Genomic DNA, 17,873 nt, shown 5'->3' on the forward strand with positions numbered 1-17,873 from the left:
AAAGAGGTGATCATTTTGCGAAAAAAATTCATAAAGCTGACAGCAGCATGCGTCCTAACCGCAATTGTGCTATATGCTGGCGGGATGCAGCAGCAACCCGCTTCTGCGCTCTCCACTCCTGCAGCAACCTACGAGCCTGTTCAGCAGCAAGCCGAGCAATGGGTGCAAGAGCTGTCGTCCCAACATTCATTTGCCGCGTGGAAGAAAGCTGACCTGGTTATATCACCAATTGGCCCAGGTACGCATAGCTGGCTGGTTCTCGTAAAGCTTCAAAAGCAAACCGTTGGATACCTGATTGTACATGCGTTTGAGTCAGGCGGCTATCAACTAGGTGAATATGGGACAAGCAGCACGCCTCCTTTCGACCAAGGAACATTATCCCGATCGGTCAAGCAGCTTGAATTGCTGCAGCCAGCGTCACAAATCGAACCTCTTTACATTAACCCCTTGCTGTCAGTATGGAAAATAGCCGATGGCAAACAATCTTATTACACCGATTCATCCAGTGGCGAAAGCCTGCCTATTCAAGATAAAGATTGGATCGCGGCTGCCGCTGCAAAATCGGCTGCTCCCCTTCCGGTGCAAATCCGTAAGCCTGCTAAAATTATGAAACAGCTGAGCCTGCCTTCATTCCAAACGTACGACCGGCTGCCTTGGCTGACCGACAAGCCGCTTGCGGTAAACGCGCATGCCTACTCTCCGTTATTTGTTCGAATAAACAACAAAGAACAGCTCCGATACACCGCAGAGCTGTTCCAAGATCAAATGAGGTATGTGTGGTCTGTAGTCGGTTATCATAAATGGGACAACGGTCCGATATACCTTGCACTCGAAACAAGCGAGGACGGTTCGGATAGGCGCTATATCCCAGTATCTTTGTTAATTGAACTCGGCAGCTTCTACCGCTGACGCGAAACGAGCCCTCTCCACCACAAAATAATGCTCATCGGTCCCCATCCGAACCACCGCGTCAGCCATGGTTCCCTGCGTGCTTTGGCTGATGTTCGCGTCTGTTTCCGCTCTTCCCTCGGCGTTTCGATATAAGCCACGAATTGCTCTGCCATATATTTCACGTACTCATCGCCTTTTGCCATAAGTCCCGCCTCCTTCAGCTCAGTAATAAGATGATACATTAAGTTTGCCCCGGACCAGCCGAATGTAAACATGAATGAGTTGCCCTCCAAAAAGCCACGCTAAGCATAAGTCTAAGTGATCTGGAGGAACAACCATTATGTTTCGTACACTAATAATTGGCTCGATCGCACTATGTCTTGCATTATGCAGCAGCTCGACAAGCGCGGACGCTTGGCCATTGATGCCGGTTGGCTCCAGACAGGAGTGGACGCTTCCCACTACTGTTGTCATTATCGATGCCGGACACGGGGGTATCGATGGAGGTGCATCTGCAGCCGATATTTTGGAGAAAGACATTAATCTCGCGATTGCGCGCAAGCTTTACTTGGTTCTTCGCAGCCAGCATATTCCCGCGGTGCTTAACCGCAATGGCGACTATGCCTTAAGCGATGACAATCGCTGGCATCTTACCCGCTCTAGGCATCGCAAGGATTTGTCCCAGCGACGTCAGCTAACGGAAGAGATCGATAGCGAGCTGCTCATCAGTCTGCATGTGAATTGGTCCAAAAAACCGACGGAGAGAGGACCGCTGGTCCTGCATCAAAGCAGCGGCGAGAGCTCCTTGCTGGCTTTCTGCATACAAGACGCGCTTAATCGCCAACAAAATACGGCCTTCCTCCCGCGTGAAGGAAAGCCGTTTTATTTGCTCAAGCGAGTAGCGGACCCTTCGGTCATCGTCGAGATGGGCTTCATAAGCAGTGCGGCAGACCGCACCATGCTGACAGATCCCGTTCGGCAGCAAGAGGTGGCCGAAGCCATCGCTTCAGGAATTAGGCAGTACAAGTGGATCGTTCATTGAGCTGCCGCGTATAAGCGCCGTCAATTTTACAAATTGCACGTTTGGCTGCATAACAGGGATCGACTGCTGAAGGACCGATGCTGTAAATTTGCCGGGAGGCCCTACATGTCCGATCGTAATGCAGCTGACGTGCGATTCCAAATGCTTGCGCAACACACCGATTTGCTTGGAGATATGCTGTACGGAGTATACGTCATCAAGGAACACGTCATTCGAGACGATCGGTACTCCAATCTCCTCGGCGATTTTGGGAACAACTGTTTTATAGGTGGTTCGGCTGTCCAGGAAAAACAACCCTCGCTCCTTGCATACGCCAAGAACGATCCGCATCATTCTCTCGTCAGCCGTCACCTTGGAGCCCATATGATTATTCATTCCAATCGCATGCGGCACATCATCAATTGCAGCTTCTACCCGTTTCTTAACCTCTTCGTCACTCAAATCCGTCGTTAATGCGCCTGGCCCCAGCCATTTCTTCAAGCCTTTATTCGGCTCCATGGGCATATGTACGATGATATCGTGGCCGAGTCTATGCGCTTCCTCGGCATCCTGCTTCGTTGTTGGCATAAATGGCATAATCGCTGCCGTTATTGTAATGGGCAGCTTCATCATCTCCGCCGTTCCATTCATTCCGTTGCCGAAATCGTCAATCACAACAGCGACAGCACGCTGCTCTTGTTGATTCGACGTCTCTTGCAAGGCTGAGCCGGCCCAATCTTCCGAGAGCGCGTAGCTGGTCATGCCGGCTCCTGCCGAATATAAACCGCATAATATCATTACAGCCGCAATTTTAACGCTCATATGCCCCCAGCTTTTCGAATGCCGAACCTTAACTTCCCATGTCTGATCTTTCTGCTGTCTGCCCACTGCTGCACGCACCTCTCGCCTTTTACTATCATTGTTTGTGAAAATGCTGGGAAATATGCTAACCCTATCACAATTGAGCCGTTTCCATTTTCACCCAAATAAAATCAACTGGCATGCAGCAGCAACAAAAACACAGCAAAAAAGAGACCCTATGCAGGCCTCTTCTTCTATCACTGTTTATTCATCCGCCTTGCTCATAACATCTAATGAAATCTGTTCGAGCGTAATGCCGGCCAGCTTATCTGCCATCGCCTTCTGCGCCTCGTTAAAAGCGGCTTCCAGCGATGACTGAATATGGCGGCCAACCGTACAATCAGGATTAGGCTGCTCATGGATAGCAAACAGCTCATCCTGTCCATTGTTATGGACCGCGTTGTATATATCATTCAACGTAATTTCATTTGCCGGCCGAGTGATGACGGCACCTGCAACGCCTGCGCTTGTCAAGACAAGCCCCGCTTTGTTCAACATTCCCATAATTCTTCGTATGACGACAGGGTTTGTATTCACGCTGCTAGCGATAATGTCTGATGTCAGACGTGATGTCTTACTCGTCTCAAGCAACGTCATAATATGAACGGCAACGGCAAACCTATTGCTAGTCAACGTGTTCACCTCCTGTATGGTCAAAAACCGATACCATCTTTATGTAAGCATTATAGTTACATGATCCTTGAATTGTCAATTAAACGCTGCGGTCTGTACGATTCGGGTCAGCGACAAACGTTGCTTTGCCCTCCGACAGAGAGGCAATCCTTGCTAATGAATGAACAAGATACCCTAGTTCAACCAGTTTGTTTCTGCCTGGCTGAAATGCTTTCTCGATCACAATCCCTATCCCGGCCACCGAAGCCTGTGCTTGCTCTACGATTTTCGCTAAACCAAGTGCTGCATCGCCGTTCGCGAGAAAATCATCAATAATCAGCACACGATCCTCTGCTGTTATGAACTTGCGCGAAACGGTAACCTCGCTCTCCTCTTGCTTCGTAAACGAGAAAATGCTCTCCGTGTACAGGTCATCCTTGAGCGTAAGCGACTTGCGCTTTCGTGCAAACACGAGCGGGACGTTCATTTGCAGCGCAGCCATGACAGCAGGCGCAATGCCTGAGGATTCGAGCGTGAGCACCTTTGTAATTTTTTGCGCTTCAAAGAGTGCCGCGAAAGTTTGGCCAATGCTATACATAAGCTGCGGATCGACTTGATGGTTCAAGAATGAATCCACCTTCAGCACATTTTCATTTAATACGATACCTTCTTCAATAATCTTTTGTTCTAATTGCTTCACAACCGTTCCTCCATTGTTCAAAAATAATATTGACATTTCCACCAAAATCATGTTATGATATCTTCTGTTGAAACAAGTTATGCGGCCGTGGCGGAATTGGCAGACGCGCTAGATTCAGGTTCTAGTGGTGTAACAGCCGTGGAGGTTCGAGTCCTCTCGGCCGCATCCTCTATGAAGAAATGGCATTTATTCGGTCTAAATAATATAAGTATAGCACAATGGCTTTCTGTTTTTAATAAACAGATGCTAGTGTGCTTTTTTTTGTTATAGTCACCGCATTTGCGAATTCGGGTCTCTGCAATTTTCCAAGCGTACTTTTAATTCCAACGATCGGAACCATTTCTCTTTCATTACGAAGTTCATTTCGAATTAAAGATTCATCTATGTTGGGTTCAAAAAAGTAGCCGATTATTTTATATCCATGACCACTGGCAGCATCCATATATTTCTGACGATCCAATTTTGTTGGATTCGTATTATCATCGACTAATGATTGTTTTGCACATAAAGCATTCGTTAGGTTCTCATCAAATGGTTTAATCAAACCACGAGTATACGTGTGAAGTGGCAGCCATCAATTCTTAAAATGACTGGAAGCCTCCGAGGCAATATGTGACGAAAAGCAATTTCGTAATCCTTCATTCGATTACCGAAATCATCTTTTTTCATGTCGATTTTTCTCCCTTTTGCAGCATTAATGAATCTTATTCTCTAAGGATTGACGAAGCTTCATTATACCATTTTATAGGAATTTCTAAAATCGAAGTTACCTTTAATTAAATCCAAGTTTATGTACATTCAATTAAATCATGCTGGCATCCGATTTTGGGGTCATCAAGCATACGCCAATTGTTATCTACTATATTTAAATTCTCTTTACAGTAATCATCGGCATCCTCTACCAGCTCAAACCAATAGTCCGCAAAACATGGCTTATCTTCATAAGTATGATATAAAAAAACGTACGCTCCTTCATGCGTTTCATATAACATTACTTTTTTTATTGGGTTAGTTGATTCTTCAAGAAGCTGATATTTTCTCATATAATCCCCTTAATCACTATCTCATATATTGATTTAAATCATTTAGCGCAAACTAAACTGTCAAAAGCGTTTGCAACTTTTTCAGGAAACAAATCTTAAAATAATTTATTACTTCTTGAATTTAGCCTTAACCAAAACAATGACTCCACCAATAAAAATGCCAATAATAGCCCAAGCTGTAATAAATAAAATCGAATCCATGATTAAGCTCCTTTTGTTGTTTATATTTTACATAAATGAAATTAGTCTCTTATTATAACATGTTAACTGGCAGCGAATCTGCAACATTTTCTAGAGTTACGTTTTCAGGGTTGGCAATAAACTTCATTTTTCGTTTATGGTCATAGACATTACATGATTCTTCATCAGTGGGGTCTGAGATAAGTACCCCATGTCTTAACTCCTTTATCTCACTATTGCAGCTTGAACCAATGTGCTATGATGCTCGTTAACCTGGTAAAGCAGCCGTTCCTTCTCACTGTCCGACCTCATATCCTTATTAAGCTATCGTTCTCCCTCTGCATAATATGAAGCAAAACTACTTTTTTCATCGGAGCATTAAACGATTTCACACATACGCCAGTTGCTCGTATTATACCAAAAAATGGGACAGCGCAGAATTAGTCCTGGGCTGTCCCGTTTCTCTGTTTAGTTAATGATATGCTGTCCAGTAGTCAGGTTCGTTCCCATTGCTAACGGGATTGCTGAAGCATTGGTAGGTGAGAATATTAGGTGGCAGAACGCCCTCAGCGAGTAAAGGCTTTCTGCTGCCCTATCACTTTTCTTCTATATTGCAAACGTTAAACCTATCAGCTGTTCACTAAGGCGCCATAGTCGTTCTGCCGCATCGGGATCAACCGCATATGGCATCACGCCGGAGTCCGTTAATGTCGAATTGTTGTCCAAATGAAATTCGGACTCAGCGTCCTGCCCGAGAGGGGCGATATCGCAGTTCTCGCAATAAATGCCCCCCCTATTGTTAAGCTGTGGGCTCGTCGCACACCACACGCTGGTAGCAGCCCCTTGCCCTACGGTCTTGAGATTTTTCGTTGGGTCGAGAACAGGCTGTCCGTTTTCGTCGATGACGCCCGCCGCACGCAGTTCCTCATTCGAGAGATGTTTTTCGAGACCTGTGCCGACGATGCTGCCCGGATGAAGGGAAAAGGCGCGTACACCGTCGGCATGGCCACGCTTGTCAAGCTCGAGCGCGAAGAGAATGTTCGCCGTCTTCGCCTGACCATAGGCCCCCCATCGGTCATAATTACGTCGCTCGTAGTTGGGATCATCGAACACGACGGGGGAAAAGTGATGTCCCCAGGAAGAAACTGAAACCACCCGCGCTCCGTTCGCCTTGCACAGCGCAGGCCACAGCCGCGCGACAAGCTGGAAATGGCCCAAATGGTTCGTCGCGAATTGGGATTCATAACCTCGCGAATCGCGTGTAAGAGGGGATGCCATAATACCTGCGCTGTTTACCAAAATGTGCAGCGGCTGACCTGAGGCAAGAAACTTCTCAGCAAAGGCATCGATCGAGGCAGGGTCCAGCAAGTCCATTCCTTCAATTTCAATGCCATCGATGTCCGCAAGCGCGGCCGCGGCTTTGTTGCGATCACGTGTCGGGACGATGACTTTGGCTCCAGCAGAACGAAGCACACGCACGGTCTCAAGACCAAGACCGGAATAGCCGCCGGTGACGATAGCAATTTTGCCGGATAGGTTAATACCCCTGATAACGTCTTCGGCTGTCGAAGACGCTCCATAGCCGGTGCCGATGGGAGTTTGTTTCGTTGTCATAATATGCTCTCCTTTAAATGTTTTATGAAAAATATGACTTGAATAGCTGATAAAATCTTTATTTGAATAATCCCGTAAATTTTGAAGTATTACGTAAGTGATAACCACTAACGGTCCAAAGCGTTTCGGCAAGTTTGCTCGATAGCCTATTCACGTACGCCAGTCATAAGCTTGCTATCCGCAGGAACAATCGCCGCGATGTCCACCAAATAAATATGGCAGCCTTTGCTCGACAGTGTTGATTTATGCCTTAATCATGATGATAGATCTCCCTCGCTATTTATTTAGACAAAAAACGTAAAATGTCTATGTGTCTATATTATACGACTGGACAAAGATTGTAAAGTGTATAATAATAAATTCATGGACGACAAAAAGAAACTGCATATTATAACCGTAGCATTGGACGTGTATTTCAAGTATGGCTATAAGCGAGTGTCGATGAATGAAATAGCACAGGCCGCCGGTATTTCACGTGCTGGTCTCTATTTGTACTTCAAGAACAAGGAGGAAGTTTTTAACGCTACGATTCTACATTATGGCGACACGCTCATTGAAGAAATTGTGGAAGGACTTTCTTCCAAGAAAACGCCTGAAGACAAAATTTTATATGCGTTCGAAGTGTGGTCAATTAACAATTTTGATCAATCATTGAACTCTCCGGAAGTAAAAGAAATGACCGACAGCTCTTACGAATTCGCCCAGGAGGCACTCGACGCAAGCTACAATAAACTCGAAGTCGTTCTGATCTCTATTTTGGAATCGCGATCAACATCCTCCGGCAGCCCAAACAGCCTTTCTCCAGAGAAATTGGCTCATCTTTTAACAAGCGCATCGCGAGGGTTTAAAATTGTCGCCCGAAACTCGTTGGAGCTTCGCCAATTGATTGAAGACTTGCTCCGAATTATTCTTACCGCTTAAGAGAGGAATGGTTCTTCTCTGCTAGCTGGAAAGCTTACTGTAAGGCGGCTTTTTTTGCTTTTTATTTTTCAATAAAACTTCCTAAATCCTAAAAATCTACGTAAATCAAAGTGTGCGACATCTAAGTCGCACGAACTGAAGTCACCTATCAAAATGAAACTAAGGCTGCCAGCTACTGGCAGCCTTAGTTTCATTTTTGACTGTGTGGTGTATTGAAGGCCGACCATTTTTCTTGGTTTTATTTACGCAGAGGGAATGGTCAATAAGGAAATCATTAACGCGAAAGTATTTTGAATAGATCTCAATATGATCTGAAGCCAGCCCTACTTGACTCAAAGCGCGCCTCTCTGCTCAATAGCTCATTCAAAAATTGAAGCAGCTAGGAATTATTCAATAATGATTTCCCTAAATATTCCTTTACCTGACTCAAAAACGGGGTTTCTAATGCGATCCCATTGATGTCAACAATAACGTACATCGGAAACTCCTTAACACCTATTGCTGCTGCCCAATCCATATTACTTTCTTGTTCTTGATCCCAAAACTGAACTTTAATGATTTCTTTTGTTATTTCAGGATTAGAGTTATGAAAGAGGTTCAATTCTGTTGTTTCACTGTCAGGAAGATCGTTTTTATAAAACAAATGAATCGCATATTTTTCTGTCTCTGATGGCTTTAATTCTTTCATGACTTCTTCTTTTGTTGGACCTCCACAACCTGATACCAAAGAACCAATGATCATAACAAGAGTTAATAAAGCAAGGTATTTAAGCTTCACAGACAGTCACCCCTTCCTTTCTATGGCGTTATACGTACCAAATAAGCTGTTGTTGCGCTAATTCCATAATGAAAATATCGAAACAATTCGCATTTTTGGAGTACATCCTTGAGCCGCATTTATTACAATTCCTATCATATCCTGGAGGTTACAGCATGAGAAACATAATTATTTCTGGAATTTTAGCAACCGGACTACTCTTGAGCCCGATTTCTGCTCACGCAGCTATCACAAAGTTAGACGGAGGAAAGTTGATTGCTGGGAGAGTATTCGTTCCTATACGGGAAACAGGGGTAACGTTGGGAGCTAAAATCAATTGGGATTCTAAAACAAAGACTGCTTCTCTTGAGAAAGATGAAAAGAAGCTAATTGCAAAAGTTGGTCCATTCGTTAAACTCATTGATGGAAGAGTTTATGTTCAGCTTCGTGAAGTAAGCAGCATATTTTTTGCTAATGACCCGTTTGGTTGGGACTCCGCAACGCTTACCGCAGGAAACAGCAACCTTATGTCTTCGGTTGCTCCATTGCAGACAAGTGAAGCGTTAAAAATAACTTCAAATGCGATTTCCAAGAAAAAAGAGTGGGTACATCTTCTTGAAAAAGCGGACAATGAGGAACTTTCTGGGAGCTTAACTTGGGATGGACTTGATACATTCAAAGTTGTTTATTCTGTTGAATGGCATGTTTATGAAGCATATACGACAGGAACAATTGAGGTTAAAATGAAGAAGTCTGGAAGCAAATGGATTCCTTCTTCCTTCAATTACAGAGAGTCTTGGGGAGTGATCATGCCTTAATCGTCAGAATAGGCTCTACTTCATCAACGATCTAAGTACAGCTGCGCTGCCTAGATAGCTGTCCAATCCATCTACTTTATCCGTGATAAATGAACCTTGACGGTTAACCTTTAAGAGTTCCTTCTCTTGCTGCTTCCTATTGTAAGATTCCTTCACAAGCTGGCTTAAACACGTTTCTGGCACCATATGCTGGAAACGCAATAAAGGAAAAATGACAACATTTAGAATAATATCATCGTTTTATGTAACTAAGACAAGACATGAAGGATATTCATGAAGCTGATCATGATTTCAGTTCTATTGTTGCTAACTTTAACGTGATGTTTACATCGCTCAGCTTTAAGACTTATTCTCATAAAAAAAGCCAAAGAGCCTCCGCCAGAAAAAGTCGGAGGTTCTTCCTTTAGTACAGATTACTCACTGATAGAAGTCTTGTTATCGAATAAATTCACACGTTCCTCAGACACAGGCGCAAAGCTGTATGTACGGCTTAGCTTCACCACGCGTCGACTGGGCCGCCGAATAACGACAGAAGTCTCATCCCAAGCGACGACGATGCCATGTACGTCGTTCGCTTCCATTGCATCTCTTACTACCCTAATGGTTGCTCCGCTGACACGAAATGCATCCAGCTGCTCTTCGCTTATCATTTGCGTTCCTCCCTCCTTTTAAAGCCTATCCATTCTTTAAGGTATTGAAAAACCCCAATGGATGCTCACGCATACATTGAGGTTTTCTTTCACCTATAAGGTAATCATCGGCACACTGCCGAAATACCATTCCGTTAGCCAGCATGCTCCTTGGCATCATTGGTTTCATACCACTCATCGAGCACTCGCGATGACATGACGCGTTTGCCAATATATTCGCTCTGACGGTCAGTAAACTGTTCCCGCCATTCAATAGACAGCTCATCGCACAGCTTCACGATCGTTAACAGCTCTGACCATGCTACATAGCGTTTGTACCAGAAAAACTGTGGATGCTCAATCATATAAGGATATAGATCATCAAATTCCGTATGTTTACAATCCAATGCACGCTCAAAGTGGACTTTCGCGCCGCTTAGCTTCGTATACATAAACTCTGCAGACATTTCCCCCATAACATGTGCCTCCCCTCGATCACTTCTGTATCATTATAAGCGATAATGCCGAATGGGAAAAGAGCATTTGTGCTGGAACATTCTACTCAAACTGAATTTCACCGTTATCAAGTGATGAAATACGCACGAGCGGCTCTACACGAATTCCCTGTTCCCGAAGCGTTCTGCCTCCGGCTTGGAATGACTTCTCGACTACGACGCCAAGGCCGATCAGTGTCGCGCCTGAGCGCTGAATAATTTTGATTAAACCGCGAGCGGCATCGCCATTTGCGATAATGTCATCAATGAACAATACCCGATCTTCATCATTTAGAAACTGTTTGGATACCATAATATCGGTAACCATACCTTTTGTAAAGGAAGGCACGCGCTCTACGTATGCATCTGGATCCGCAATCAGCGTCTTCTTCCGACGAGCAAATACAAGCGGCACGCCAAGCGTAAATGCAGTCGCATAAGCTGCAGGAATGCCGGAGGATTCCACCGTTATAACCTTCGTAATATGCTCTTCCGCAAAGCGCCTAGCAAACTCTTGTCCCATTTCCATTGTCAATTGCGGGTCGACCTGGTGGTTGATCAAAGCATCCATCCGCAGTACATTGCTCGACAATACGGATGATTCTGCTAAAATGCGTTTTTTTAAGCTCTCCATCTTTCATTACCTCCACCAAAATCCTTTTTGATAACGTACCATAGGTCAGGCAAAAAGTGCAACCCTATGGAAGGCATCAATAGGAATGCTTATGAATTCAAAGTATTTGTTAGGAATAATTTCAAATCACCGGTAAAAAAGAGCAACTTTTTCCACTTAAACAGCGTCTAATAGAATAGACTCTTGCCACTGCTAATACTTGAAAATTCAATTTTCCTTATACTAATAAACTTACATACCGATTATATAAATAGGCGAGAAAGGAGCGTGCATCTTGAACCTTTACCAGAAAAAACCTGCAAAAACGGCAATGCTTGCTGCTTCCGCGCTTATCATTCTATTAACCGGCTGCCAAAGCGCAATTCCCAAAGAAACAGCTGGCACAACCAGCAACGTCGTTTCTCCCAGGAACGATCAAAACGATTCGCCCGACACTCCCCAGAAAAATTATATTGAAACGGAAGACGGCGAGCTAAGCCCTGTTGAGCCATACTGGAACGCGGCAGATACAAGCAGCGATGCAAGCGCCGAAACCTCCACGGTTCGCAAGGATAAGGATACGAAGGCTTCCGTGCAAACAGAAAGTGAAGATCCCGAATGGAATCCCGATCAGCCGATGCTCAAAGGCGTTTCCATCGGAAACGATCATTCCGCGATTACAAAACGTTTCGGCGTCCCGCTTGACAGTTACAAGCTCGACGAAGAAAGCGAGCCCATTACCGTGCTTGAATATGACGGCTTCGCTATCGGCATCAATCCTTTTCAGTCCGTTCAATTTGTCGAAGTGTTCGGCAAAAACATCTCTGCGGGGCTAAGCGGCCTTCAAGTTGGAGACAAGCCCGAGCTGGCGCTGCGCACACTCGGAAAACCCGAGAAGCAAACCGCGTATTTGCTTACTTACGAAACTATTAATGCTCTGCTCAAACTTGATCTTGACCCCGTCCATAATGAGATTGTTTCAATTAAGTTGCTCGCTCTTAACTGAATCCCTACGACCAATCCAGCATCCATAAGCCGAGTAATGCAAGCAGCAATATAGGTAAGGTTAACACAAGCCCGTATTTCATATACTCGCGCCAGCTTATTTTTATGCCTCCTTGCCCTACCAGCTGAATCCACAACAAGGTGGCAAGCGATCCGATTGGGGTCAGCTTTGCACCGATCGAAGTGCCGAGCAGGCTCGCAAAAGGCAAATAATCTGGACCGCCAACTTGTTCAATGGCAAGCGACGAGATCAATACGGCAGGTAAATTATTAATAGCAGCCGCAAGCATCGCAAACAGCAAGCCCGATCCAAAGATGCCTACCAGCTCGCTTTTTTCCGCAGCTCGCTCGATTACCTCTGGAAACCACGCTGTAGCTCCATGCACATGAAGGCTATACACGATTAAATTCATTGACAAGGCAAACAAAATAATAAGCCATGGCACCCGCAGAATCGTTTCCTTGAATGGCGCGCGCCTCGCTGAAGCCGAAGCTATCCATTGAATCGCCGCACAGCCGAGCGCGACTGCCGCAACCGGAATGCCAATCCTCTCCGAGCCTAAATATCCTATCATCATTAGTACAATGTTCACCCAAGATAAATAAAACAAAGGCTTATGTGCGATTGCCGAAGCAGGTTCAGGGAATAGGTTCTGAGCTGTTTTTTTTGTTGATGTCTTCCCTATCGGCTCCCAGAAATAAACAACCGATACGACAATCGTAGCCACAATCGCGATCATACCAGGAAGCAGCATCCGCGAAGCATACTCGCCAAAGGAAATATCGAAGAAATCTGCCGTCAATATATTCGTCAGATTACTCATCATGAGCGGTGCGCTTGCGGTATCGGCCATAAATCCAACTCCGACTAAAAACGTTAATCTTTCGCTTCGCGACAGCTTCAGCAATGATGTTACTTCAAGCACAATGGGAACCATTATAAGTATGGTCCCGTCATTGTTGAAAAACACCGTAATCATAGCGGCCATGATAGACAAGCCTATAAATAAAGCTAGCCGCCTCTGATGAAAACGATGAACGATATGTAGGGCTGCCCATCGAAAGAAACCGTTATAATCGAGCAGCGACGTAAAAAGCATAATGCCAATAAGCGAGAAAGTCGCATTCCAGACAAAACCCCAGATGTAAGCCGCATCCTCCGGCTTCAGCAGTTGCGCCGCAAACAATAAAGCGGCACCCGCCAGGGCGATAAAGGCTTCGTTAATCCCTTTAGGTTTTATTAATATGAAGGTTAAGGCCGCAATAAATACGGTCAACGTAATAAATAAGGACATGATTGTGCTCCTGGCTGCATATTTCGAACAACATGTAAAATTTTGAAAAAAGTCATGCCTGTCCCGGTTTGGACATACCTTCTATATAGAAGAGGTCATCGAACGGAGGACGGTAGACGATGTGGAAACGTACTGGTAAGGTGTTGCAAATCGCCTCCACCTACATGGGAACAATTGTAGGCGCAGGTTTTGCCACTGGTCAAGAAATATTGCAGTTTTTCACCCGATTCGGGTATTGGGGCTCCATCACCATTGCATTGTCAACCGTTTTATTCATATGGCTAGGCACCAAAATGATGCTCATCGCCAGCCAGATTAAAGCAAAATCATACGAGGACTTGAACAAAGCTTTATTCGGCGATAAATACGGAAGGCTGATCAGCCATTTCATGCTGGTTGTGCTGCTTGGTGTAACAGCCGTCATGCTCGCTGGTGCAGGCACCATCTTCTACGAGCATTGGAATATTTCATATCAATCCGGTTTGCTGATTACAATTGCAGCCTGCTACTTCCTGCTGCGAAAAGGCATGAACGCTATTCTGACGGTTAACGCGATCGTCGTTCCTGTCATGCTTCTTTTTACGGTGCTCATTATGATCGATACGTTCCATACGCCAGGCGCAGACAAGTTCCTTACGCTTGCAAGCGACCATTCCATATGGGCCGCATGGGCTTCGCCATTTCTGTACACCGCATTCAATCTCTCTATGTCACAGGCCGTGCTCGTCCCTCTAGGCGCAGAAATCAATGACAGGAAAGTCATCATAGCCGGTTCATGGGTCGGCGGCATCGGCATCGGCTTCATGCTGCTCGCCGGCCACATTGCCTTGTCGGTCCATATGCCGGGCATCCAGCAATTCGCCATTCCGATGGGCGGAATCGCGCGCCAGCTAGGTCCGAGCGTGCAATTCATTTATATTTTTATTATTTTCGCAGAGATCTTCACCACGCTGATTGCCGACATTTACGGCCTGACCCTCCAGCTCCACGAACGCCTCAAATGGGCGCGCAGCTTAATCGTTCTGCTTATCCTTGCCATCTGTTATGTAGCCAGTCAAATCGGCTTCGGCATGCTGCTGTCCACGCTGTATCCTTTATTTGGGCTGGTAAGCTTCGGCTGGCTCATACTCATCATCCGCAAACGAGTATCGGCAAGCTGAGTCTGTTCAAGCGCTTTTGCCGGTCAGGTTACAGCTGAACCAACAAAGCCTCTTTCACGTTTGAAAGAATCTCGTCGCGGACATGCTCATGGCAGGTCATGATTATCACTTGTCGTTCATGGGATAGATCCGACAACAATCCGGTAACGGCTTGCAGCCGGCTCCGATCGAAATTAACGAATACATCATCTAACATAAGAGGAAGCTTGGCACCACGCGAGGCTTCCTCTGCCAAAGCCAGCCGCATGGCTAGATAAACCTGCTCCGCCGTACCTCTGCTGAGCATTCCGCTGTCAATGATTCGTCTTTCGGACGATTCCAGCCTGATGCCAGGCTCACCAGGTGTCGACAAGACCCGAATATACTTGCCATCCGTCAGCTTTCCGATAAATTCAGATGCTTTCCTTAGAACGACAGGCTGTCGTTCCTCTTCATAAATACGCTTGGTTTTGCTTATTAATGCAGAACTAACCGCCAGCACCGCATAACGCTCCGCATCCTTCTCCAAGCTCGCAATGGTCATTGCTCTATCGGAAAGCAGCTTCTGATGCTCCTCTTCCCGCAGAAGCTGATCAAGCGATTGCCTGAGCCTTCCCCTTTGCTCCAGAAGCTCCCTTTTCGAATTCTCCATCGTCTGAATTACTGCTTGCGACTCCATTTGCATGGACTGCAGCTCGTCTTCATCGTAAGAGGCATACAGCTTCTCCAGCGCCTGCGCTCTTTCACTGGACATCCCCGCAGTAAGCTCAAGCGTAAGCTTGGACAATTCGAGCTCAAGCTCCCGTAACGAACGACGATGCTCGATCGCCAGCTCATATTCGGCTTGGCTTGCAAGTCCGGCCTCCTTTAATCGCAAATCCATCTGATTAGCGATTTCTTGCTGCTGCAGATCTGCTGCCCGCTGCGCTATTAACAGCTCATCCTGGCGCGATCGTATGCCGAGCGATTCCTGCATGGCTGCTGTATGCCGGCGAATCTCCGCATGCAGCAGCCGCAGCGCGAGCGTGGGATCAGCCGCAAGCTGCGCCTTCGCTTCCTCGAGATGCCCGCACAGCTTGGCGGCATGCTCGGCATATGCTGCCAGCTGCTTGTCCGCGGCGGCTTGCTTTGCTGCCAAGCGGTCATATTGCTGCAGCCGCTGCAAAGCTTGCTCGGCGAGCTCGAAGGCTTCCAGCGCAGCTGCCGGGGACATTCCCGCCGGCAGCGAGCGAGCTGCAAGCCAGCCGGCCCATTGCCGGGCGGCGGCTTGTCTTGTCTGCGCAGCGGCGGCGGCTGCCTCGCTGCGGCTTGCAGCGTGCGCGTGCAGCCGCTCCAGGCGGCGTGCGAGCTCGCTGCTGCTATTGTCGAGGCGCTCGCTGTGCTGCAGCGCCTCGAGGCACTGCTCCACGGCAGCTCGCAGCTGCGTACGTGCTTGCTCTGCTGCGAGCAGATGCTCTGGCGAGCTGTCTTGTTTGGAAGCAAGCAAGGCAGCGGCTGCTTCCTGCGGTTTCTTCACGAGCGCTTCCAATCGTTGATATACTCGCTGCTCCATTTGGCTTAATGCCTGCTGGCTGCTTCCATTTCTGCGGTAGCTTCTGCTTCTGGTGTCCCGCTTCCGCAGCATAGCTGCAGCGGCAAGCACAAGCGCCGCTCCAGCCAGCGCGAGCGCGGCAACCCCCGATCCGCCGCCTGCCCCGGCAAGCGCGGCAGCCCCAAGCGCCAGCGCGGCTCCGCCCGCTCCCGCCGCCGCAGCCCACAGCAGGCCGGCTCCGCCCCGCCCTGCTGCCGCCGTCCCGCCGCCCGCAGCGCTATCGCGCGCGGAGCCCGCTCCGGCAGAGCGCACCCGCTCGAGCTCCCACTCGCGCAGCGCGCTGTCCAGGGCGTTCCACGCCCCCTTCAGCGCATCTCGCGCAAGCGGCAGCACCTCGAATCCGGTGCTGTCCCCAAGCTGCGCTCGCCGCTGCGCCTCCCGCATGGCGGCGGAACTCGCCTCCTCGAATGCTGCCGACGCTTCCCGCTCCTGCTGCTTTAGCGTCTCAAGCTCCGCCGCGAACCGTTCCGCGGTTCGCGTGTAATCAAGCTCCTCCTGCCTCGCGGTCCTCACGTAATCGCGATCGGCAACGGTGACATGCATTTCGCGAAGCTGACGCTCCGTCCATTCCGGCGCAATGCTGGTAACCAGTCTTGCAATCATCTCGTCATGCTCGCTAAGCTCGGACGCAATCAGCTGCGCATCCTCCTTCAACTGCCGAATATGCTCTGACGTTAGCAGCAAAGCCTCCGCTTCCTCCGTCAGCGTGATGATTCCATCGTCATAGACCGTTGCCTCCTGTTGGAGCTCAAGAAGCAGCGACTTCTGCCGCAGCCGCTCGCTTTCACTCTCCAGCTCTGTTCTTCGCCTAAGCAGCTCCATCCAGCTCTTTTCGTCAAGGGCATCAATCGCGCCTGCATACGCGATGGTTTCCCGCTCGATCTGCAGCTGCTGCTTTCGCAGCCATATCTGCCTTGAGGATACAGCCTTGCCTAAAAGCGCTTGTCTCGCTTCCTTCCCAGGCTTCTCCTGCTCAAGCAGGCTCAGCGACTCATCCACGCTTGCCGACTGTATTTTTAATGCATTGTAAGCGAGGATCGCATCTTCCCGCTTGCGCAGCTCCCCATCGAGCTGATCAAGCGATTTCAGCTGCTGATTCATTTGCTGATTCGTACCGCGCGGTTTGAACAGCTGTTCCATCTCCAGGGCAATACGCCTCTCTGCCATCGCGATCGTCTTGCCGTTATCCCAGCCTGCTTGATGCAAATAACGACCAAGCTCATCACCGGACAGCGCACCAACCTCCTGCAGCTCCGTAAGCGTAATCGCATAAAGCTGTCGGTACAGCTTCTCGCTGACACCGCCCAAATAATCGCGCTCCCATTCCACTTGCGTAAGCGCTGCTGCCTCAGGGTGCGTCTCATCTGCACCCGGCATGCCTGCAATCTTTCGCAGCGTCAGCTTGCCAGAGCCATCCGTAGCATAACGTTCAACAAAAAAAGACTCCTCGCCAGCACCTCTAACGATCAGTCTCCCTCCATGCCTTCCGCCGTTTATCGGCTCTTGGCGCTCATTGGGCAGCGTTCGTTTCGCAAATCCAAACAATATGGATCGAATAAAACCAAACATTGTGCTTTTGCCTGCTTCATTCGGGCCATATACAACAATAACAGGCGCATCTAGCGAAATTTGTTTGCTGTAAAGCTGCCCGAAACCGTCAATTTCAGCCTTCAAGAGCTTCATGCGATT

General features: G+C 47.7%; 19 protein-coding genes and 1 tRNA gene. 7 read left to right on the forward strand and 13 right to left on the reverse strand.

Annotated elements, in window-relative coordinates; all coding sequences use genetic code 11:
* The first annotated feature begins 15 nt into the window (after window positions 1-15).
* Window positions 16-909 carry a hypothetical protein gene (locus FHS16_RS15140; protein ID WP_183563832.1) on the forward strand — a complete coding sequence of 298 codons (894 nt, stop codon included), beginning with the start codon at window positions 16-18 and terminating at the stop codon, window positions 907-909.
* On the opposite strand, the gene FHS16_RS15145 is transcribed toward FHS16_RS15140, so the two are convergent.
* A complete protein-coding gene (locus FHS16_RS15145; RefSeq protein ID WP_246431763.1) occupies window positions 900-1,166 on the reverse strand; it encodes a YqzE family protein in 267 nt (88 codons plus the stop codon). The two genes, FHS16_RS15140 and FHS16_RS15145, sit on opposite strands and share 10 nt — an antisense overlap.
* Before the next feature lie 65 nt (window positions 1,167-1,231).
* Between FHS16_RS15145 and FHS16_RS15150 the strand changes: the two genes are divergently transcribed.
* Window positions 1,232-1,933, forward strand: a complete 702-nt coding sequence (locus tag FHS16_RS15150) for an N-acetylmuramoyl-L-alanine amidase family protein (RefSeq protein WP_183563835.1) — start codon at window positions 1,232-1,234, stop codon at window positions 1,931-1,933.
* Here FHS16_RS15150 and FHS16_RS15155 read toward each other — a convergent pair.
* The 3 genes from FHS16_RS15155 to FHS16_RS15165 all read right to left on the reverse strand — a co-directional run bounded on the left by FHS16_RS15155 (window position 1,898) and on the right by FHS16_RS15165 (window position 4,085).
* Window positions 1,898-2,800 (reverse strand): divergent polysaccharide deacetylase family protein, encoded by a 903-nt coding sequence (locus tag FHS16_RS15155; protein ID WP_312890914.1) that lies wholly within the window; start codon window positions 2,798-2,800, stop codon window positions 1,898-1,900. The genes FHS16_RS15150 and FHS16_RS15155 overlap by 36 nt on opposite strands.
* A gap of 177 nt (window positions 2,801-2,977) precedes the next feature.
* A complete protein-coding gene (locus FHS16_RS15160) occupies window positions 2,978-3,406 on the reverse strand; it encodes an Rrf2 family transcriptional regulator (protein ID WP_183563837.1) in 429 nt (142 codons plus the stop codon).
* Window positions 3,407-3,485: 79 nt separating this feature from the next.
* On the reverse strand, window positions 3,486-4,085 hold the full coding sequence (locus FHS16_RS15165; RefSeq protein WP_183563840.1) for a xanthine phosphoribosyltransferase: 600 nt from the start codon (window positions 4,083-4,085) through the stop codon (window positions 3,486-3,488).
* A gap of 81 nt (window positions 4,086-4,166) precedes the next feature.
* Here FHS16_RS15165 and FHS16_RS15170 point away from each other — a divergent pair.
* A tRNA-Leu gene (locus FHS16_RS15170) sits at window positions 4,167-4,250 on the forward strand.
* Between the two features lie 67 nt (window positions 4,251-4,317).
* Here FHS16_RS15170 and FHS16_RS15175 read toward each other — a convergent pair.
* The 3 genes from FHS16_RS15175 to FHS16_RS15185 form a co-directional block, all read right to left on the reverse strand.
* A complete protein-coding gene (locus FHS16_RS15175) occupies window positions 4,318-4,629 on the reverse strand; it encodes a hypothetical protein (RefSeq protein WP_183563843.1) in 312 nt (103 codons plus the stop codon).
* A gap of 244 nt (window positions 4,630-4,873) precedes the next feature.
* Window positions 4,874-5,128, reverse strand: coding sequence for a hypothetical protein (locus FHS16_RS15180; RefSeq protein ID WP_183563846.1), 255 nt, complete (start codon window positions 5,126-5,128; stop codon window positions 4,874-4,876).
* Between the two features lie 786 nt (window positions 5,129-5,914).
* Entirely contained in the window at window positions 5,915-6,922 is a 1,008-nt protein-coding gene (locus FHS16_RS15185; protein ID WP_183563849.1) for an oxidoreductase, read from the reverse strand.
* 363 nt (window positions 6,923-7,285) lie between these two features.
* Here FHS16_RS15185 and FHS16_RS15190 point away from each other — a divergent pair, with 363 nt between their 5' ends.
* The gene (locus FHS16_RS15190) at window positions 7,286-7,843 is read left to right on the forward strand and encodes a TetR/AcrR family transcriptional regulator (protein WP_281379122.1); all 558 of its coding nucleotides are present in this window, start codon (window positions 7,286-7,288) and stop codon (window positions 7,841-7,843) included.
* Window positions 7,844-8,222: 379 nt separating this feature from the next.
* On the opposite strand, the gene FHS16_RS15195 is transcribed toward FHS16_RS15190, so the two are convergent.
* Window positions 8,223-8,621: a hypothetical protein gene (locus FHS16_RS15195; protein ID WP_183563855.1), complete on the reverse strand. Its 399-nt coding sequence runs from the start codon at window positions 8,619-8,621 to the stop codon at window positions 8,223-8,225.
* 155 nt (window positions 8,622-8,776) lie between these two features.
* Between FHS16_RS15195 and FHS16_RS15200 the strand changes: the two genes are divergently transcribed.
* Window positions 8,777-9,418 (forward strand): copper amine oxidase N-terminal domain-containing protein, encoded by a 642-nt coding sequence (locus tag FHS16_RS15200; protein WP_183563858.1) that lies wholly within the window; start codon window positions 8,777-8,779, stop codon window positions 9,416-9,418.
* Window positions 9,419-9,831: 413 nt separating this feature from the next.
* On the opposite strand, the gene FHS16_RS15205 is transcribed toward FHS16_RS15200, so the two are convergent.
* From FHS16_RS15205 to FHS16_RS15215, 3 genes are all read right to left on the reverse strand, one after another.
* The gene (locus FHS16_RS15205; protein WP_183563861.1) at window positions 9,832-10,068 is read right to left on the reverse strand and encodes a hypothetical protein; all 237 of its coding nucleotides are present in this window, start codon (window positions 10,066-10,068) and stop codon (window positions 9,832-9,834) included.
* Window positions 10,069-10,202: 134 nt separating this feature from the next.
* Window positions 10,203-10,523: a hypothetical protein gene (locus FHS16_RS15210; protein ID WP_138752003.1), complete on the reverse strand. Its 321-nt coding sequence runs from the start codon at window positions 10,521-10,523 to the stop codon at window positions 10,203-10,205.
* Between the two features lie 82 nt (window positions 10,524-10,605).
* Entirely contained in the window at window positions 10,606-11,175 is a 570-nt protein-coding gene (locus tag FHS16_RS15215) for a xanthine phosphoribosyltransferase (protein ID WP_183563864.1), read from the reverse strand.
* A 274-nt stretch (window positions 11,176-11,449) separates the two neighbouring features.
* On the opposite strand from FHS16_RS15215, the gene FHS16_RS15220 reads away from it, so the two are divergent.
* Entirely contained in the window at window positions 11,450-12,160 is a 711-nt protein-coding gene (locus FHS16_RS15220) for a hypothetical protein (protein ID WP_183563867.1), read from the forward strand.
* Between the two features lie 4 nt (window positions 12,161-12,164).
* On the opposite strand, the gene FHS16_RS15225 is transcribed toward FHS16_RS15220, so the two are convergent.
* Complete coding sequence (locus FHS16_RS15225; protein ID WP_183563870.1) at window positions 12,165-13,454, reverse strand: ArsB/NhaD family transporter; 1,290 nt, start codon at window positions 13,452-13,454, stop codon at window positions 12,165-12,167.
* A gap of 119 nt (window positions 13,455-13,573) precedes the next feature.
* On the opposite strand from FHS16_RS15225, the gene FHS16_RS15230 reads away from it, so the two are divergent.
* A complete protein-coding gene (locus FHS16_RS15230) occupies window positions 13,574-14,614 on the forward strand; it encodes a YkvI family membrane protein (RefSeq protein ID WP_183563873.1) in 1,041 nt (346 codons plus the stop codon).
* A 28-nt stretch (window positions 14,615-14,642) separates the two neighbouring features.
* Here FHS16_RS15230 and FHS16_RS15235 read toward each other — a convergent pair whose 3' ends face one another.
* Entirely contained in the window at window positions 14,643-17,867 is a 3,225-nt protein-coding gene (locus FHS16_RS15235) for an AAA family ATPase (protein WP_183563876.1), read from the reverse strand.
* Window positions 17,868-17,873 lie beyond the last annotated feature (6 nt).

This window comes from Paenibacillus endophyticus, from assembly GCF_014192395.1.
Classification (GTDB): Bacteria; Bacillota; Bacilli; order Paenibacillales; family Paenibacillaceae; genus Pristimantibacillus; species Pristimantibacillus endophyticus.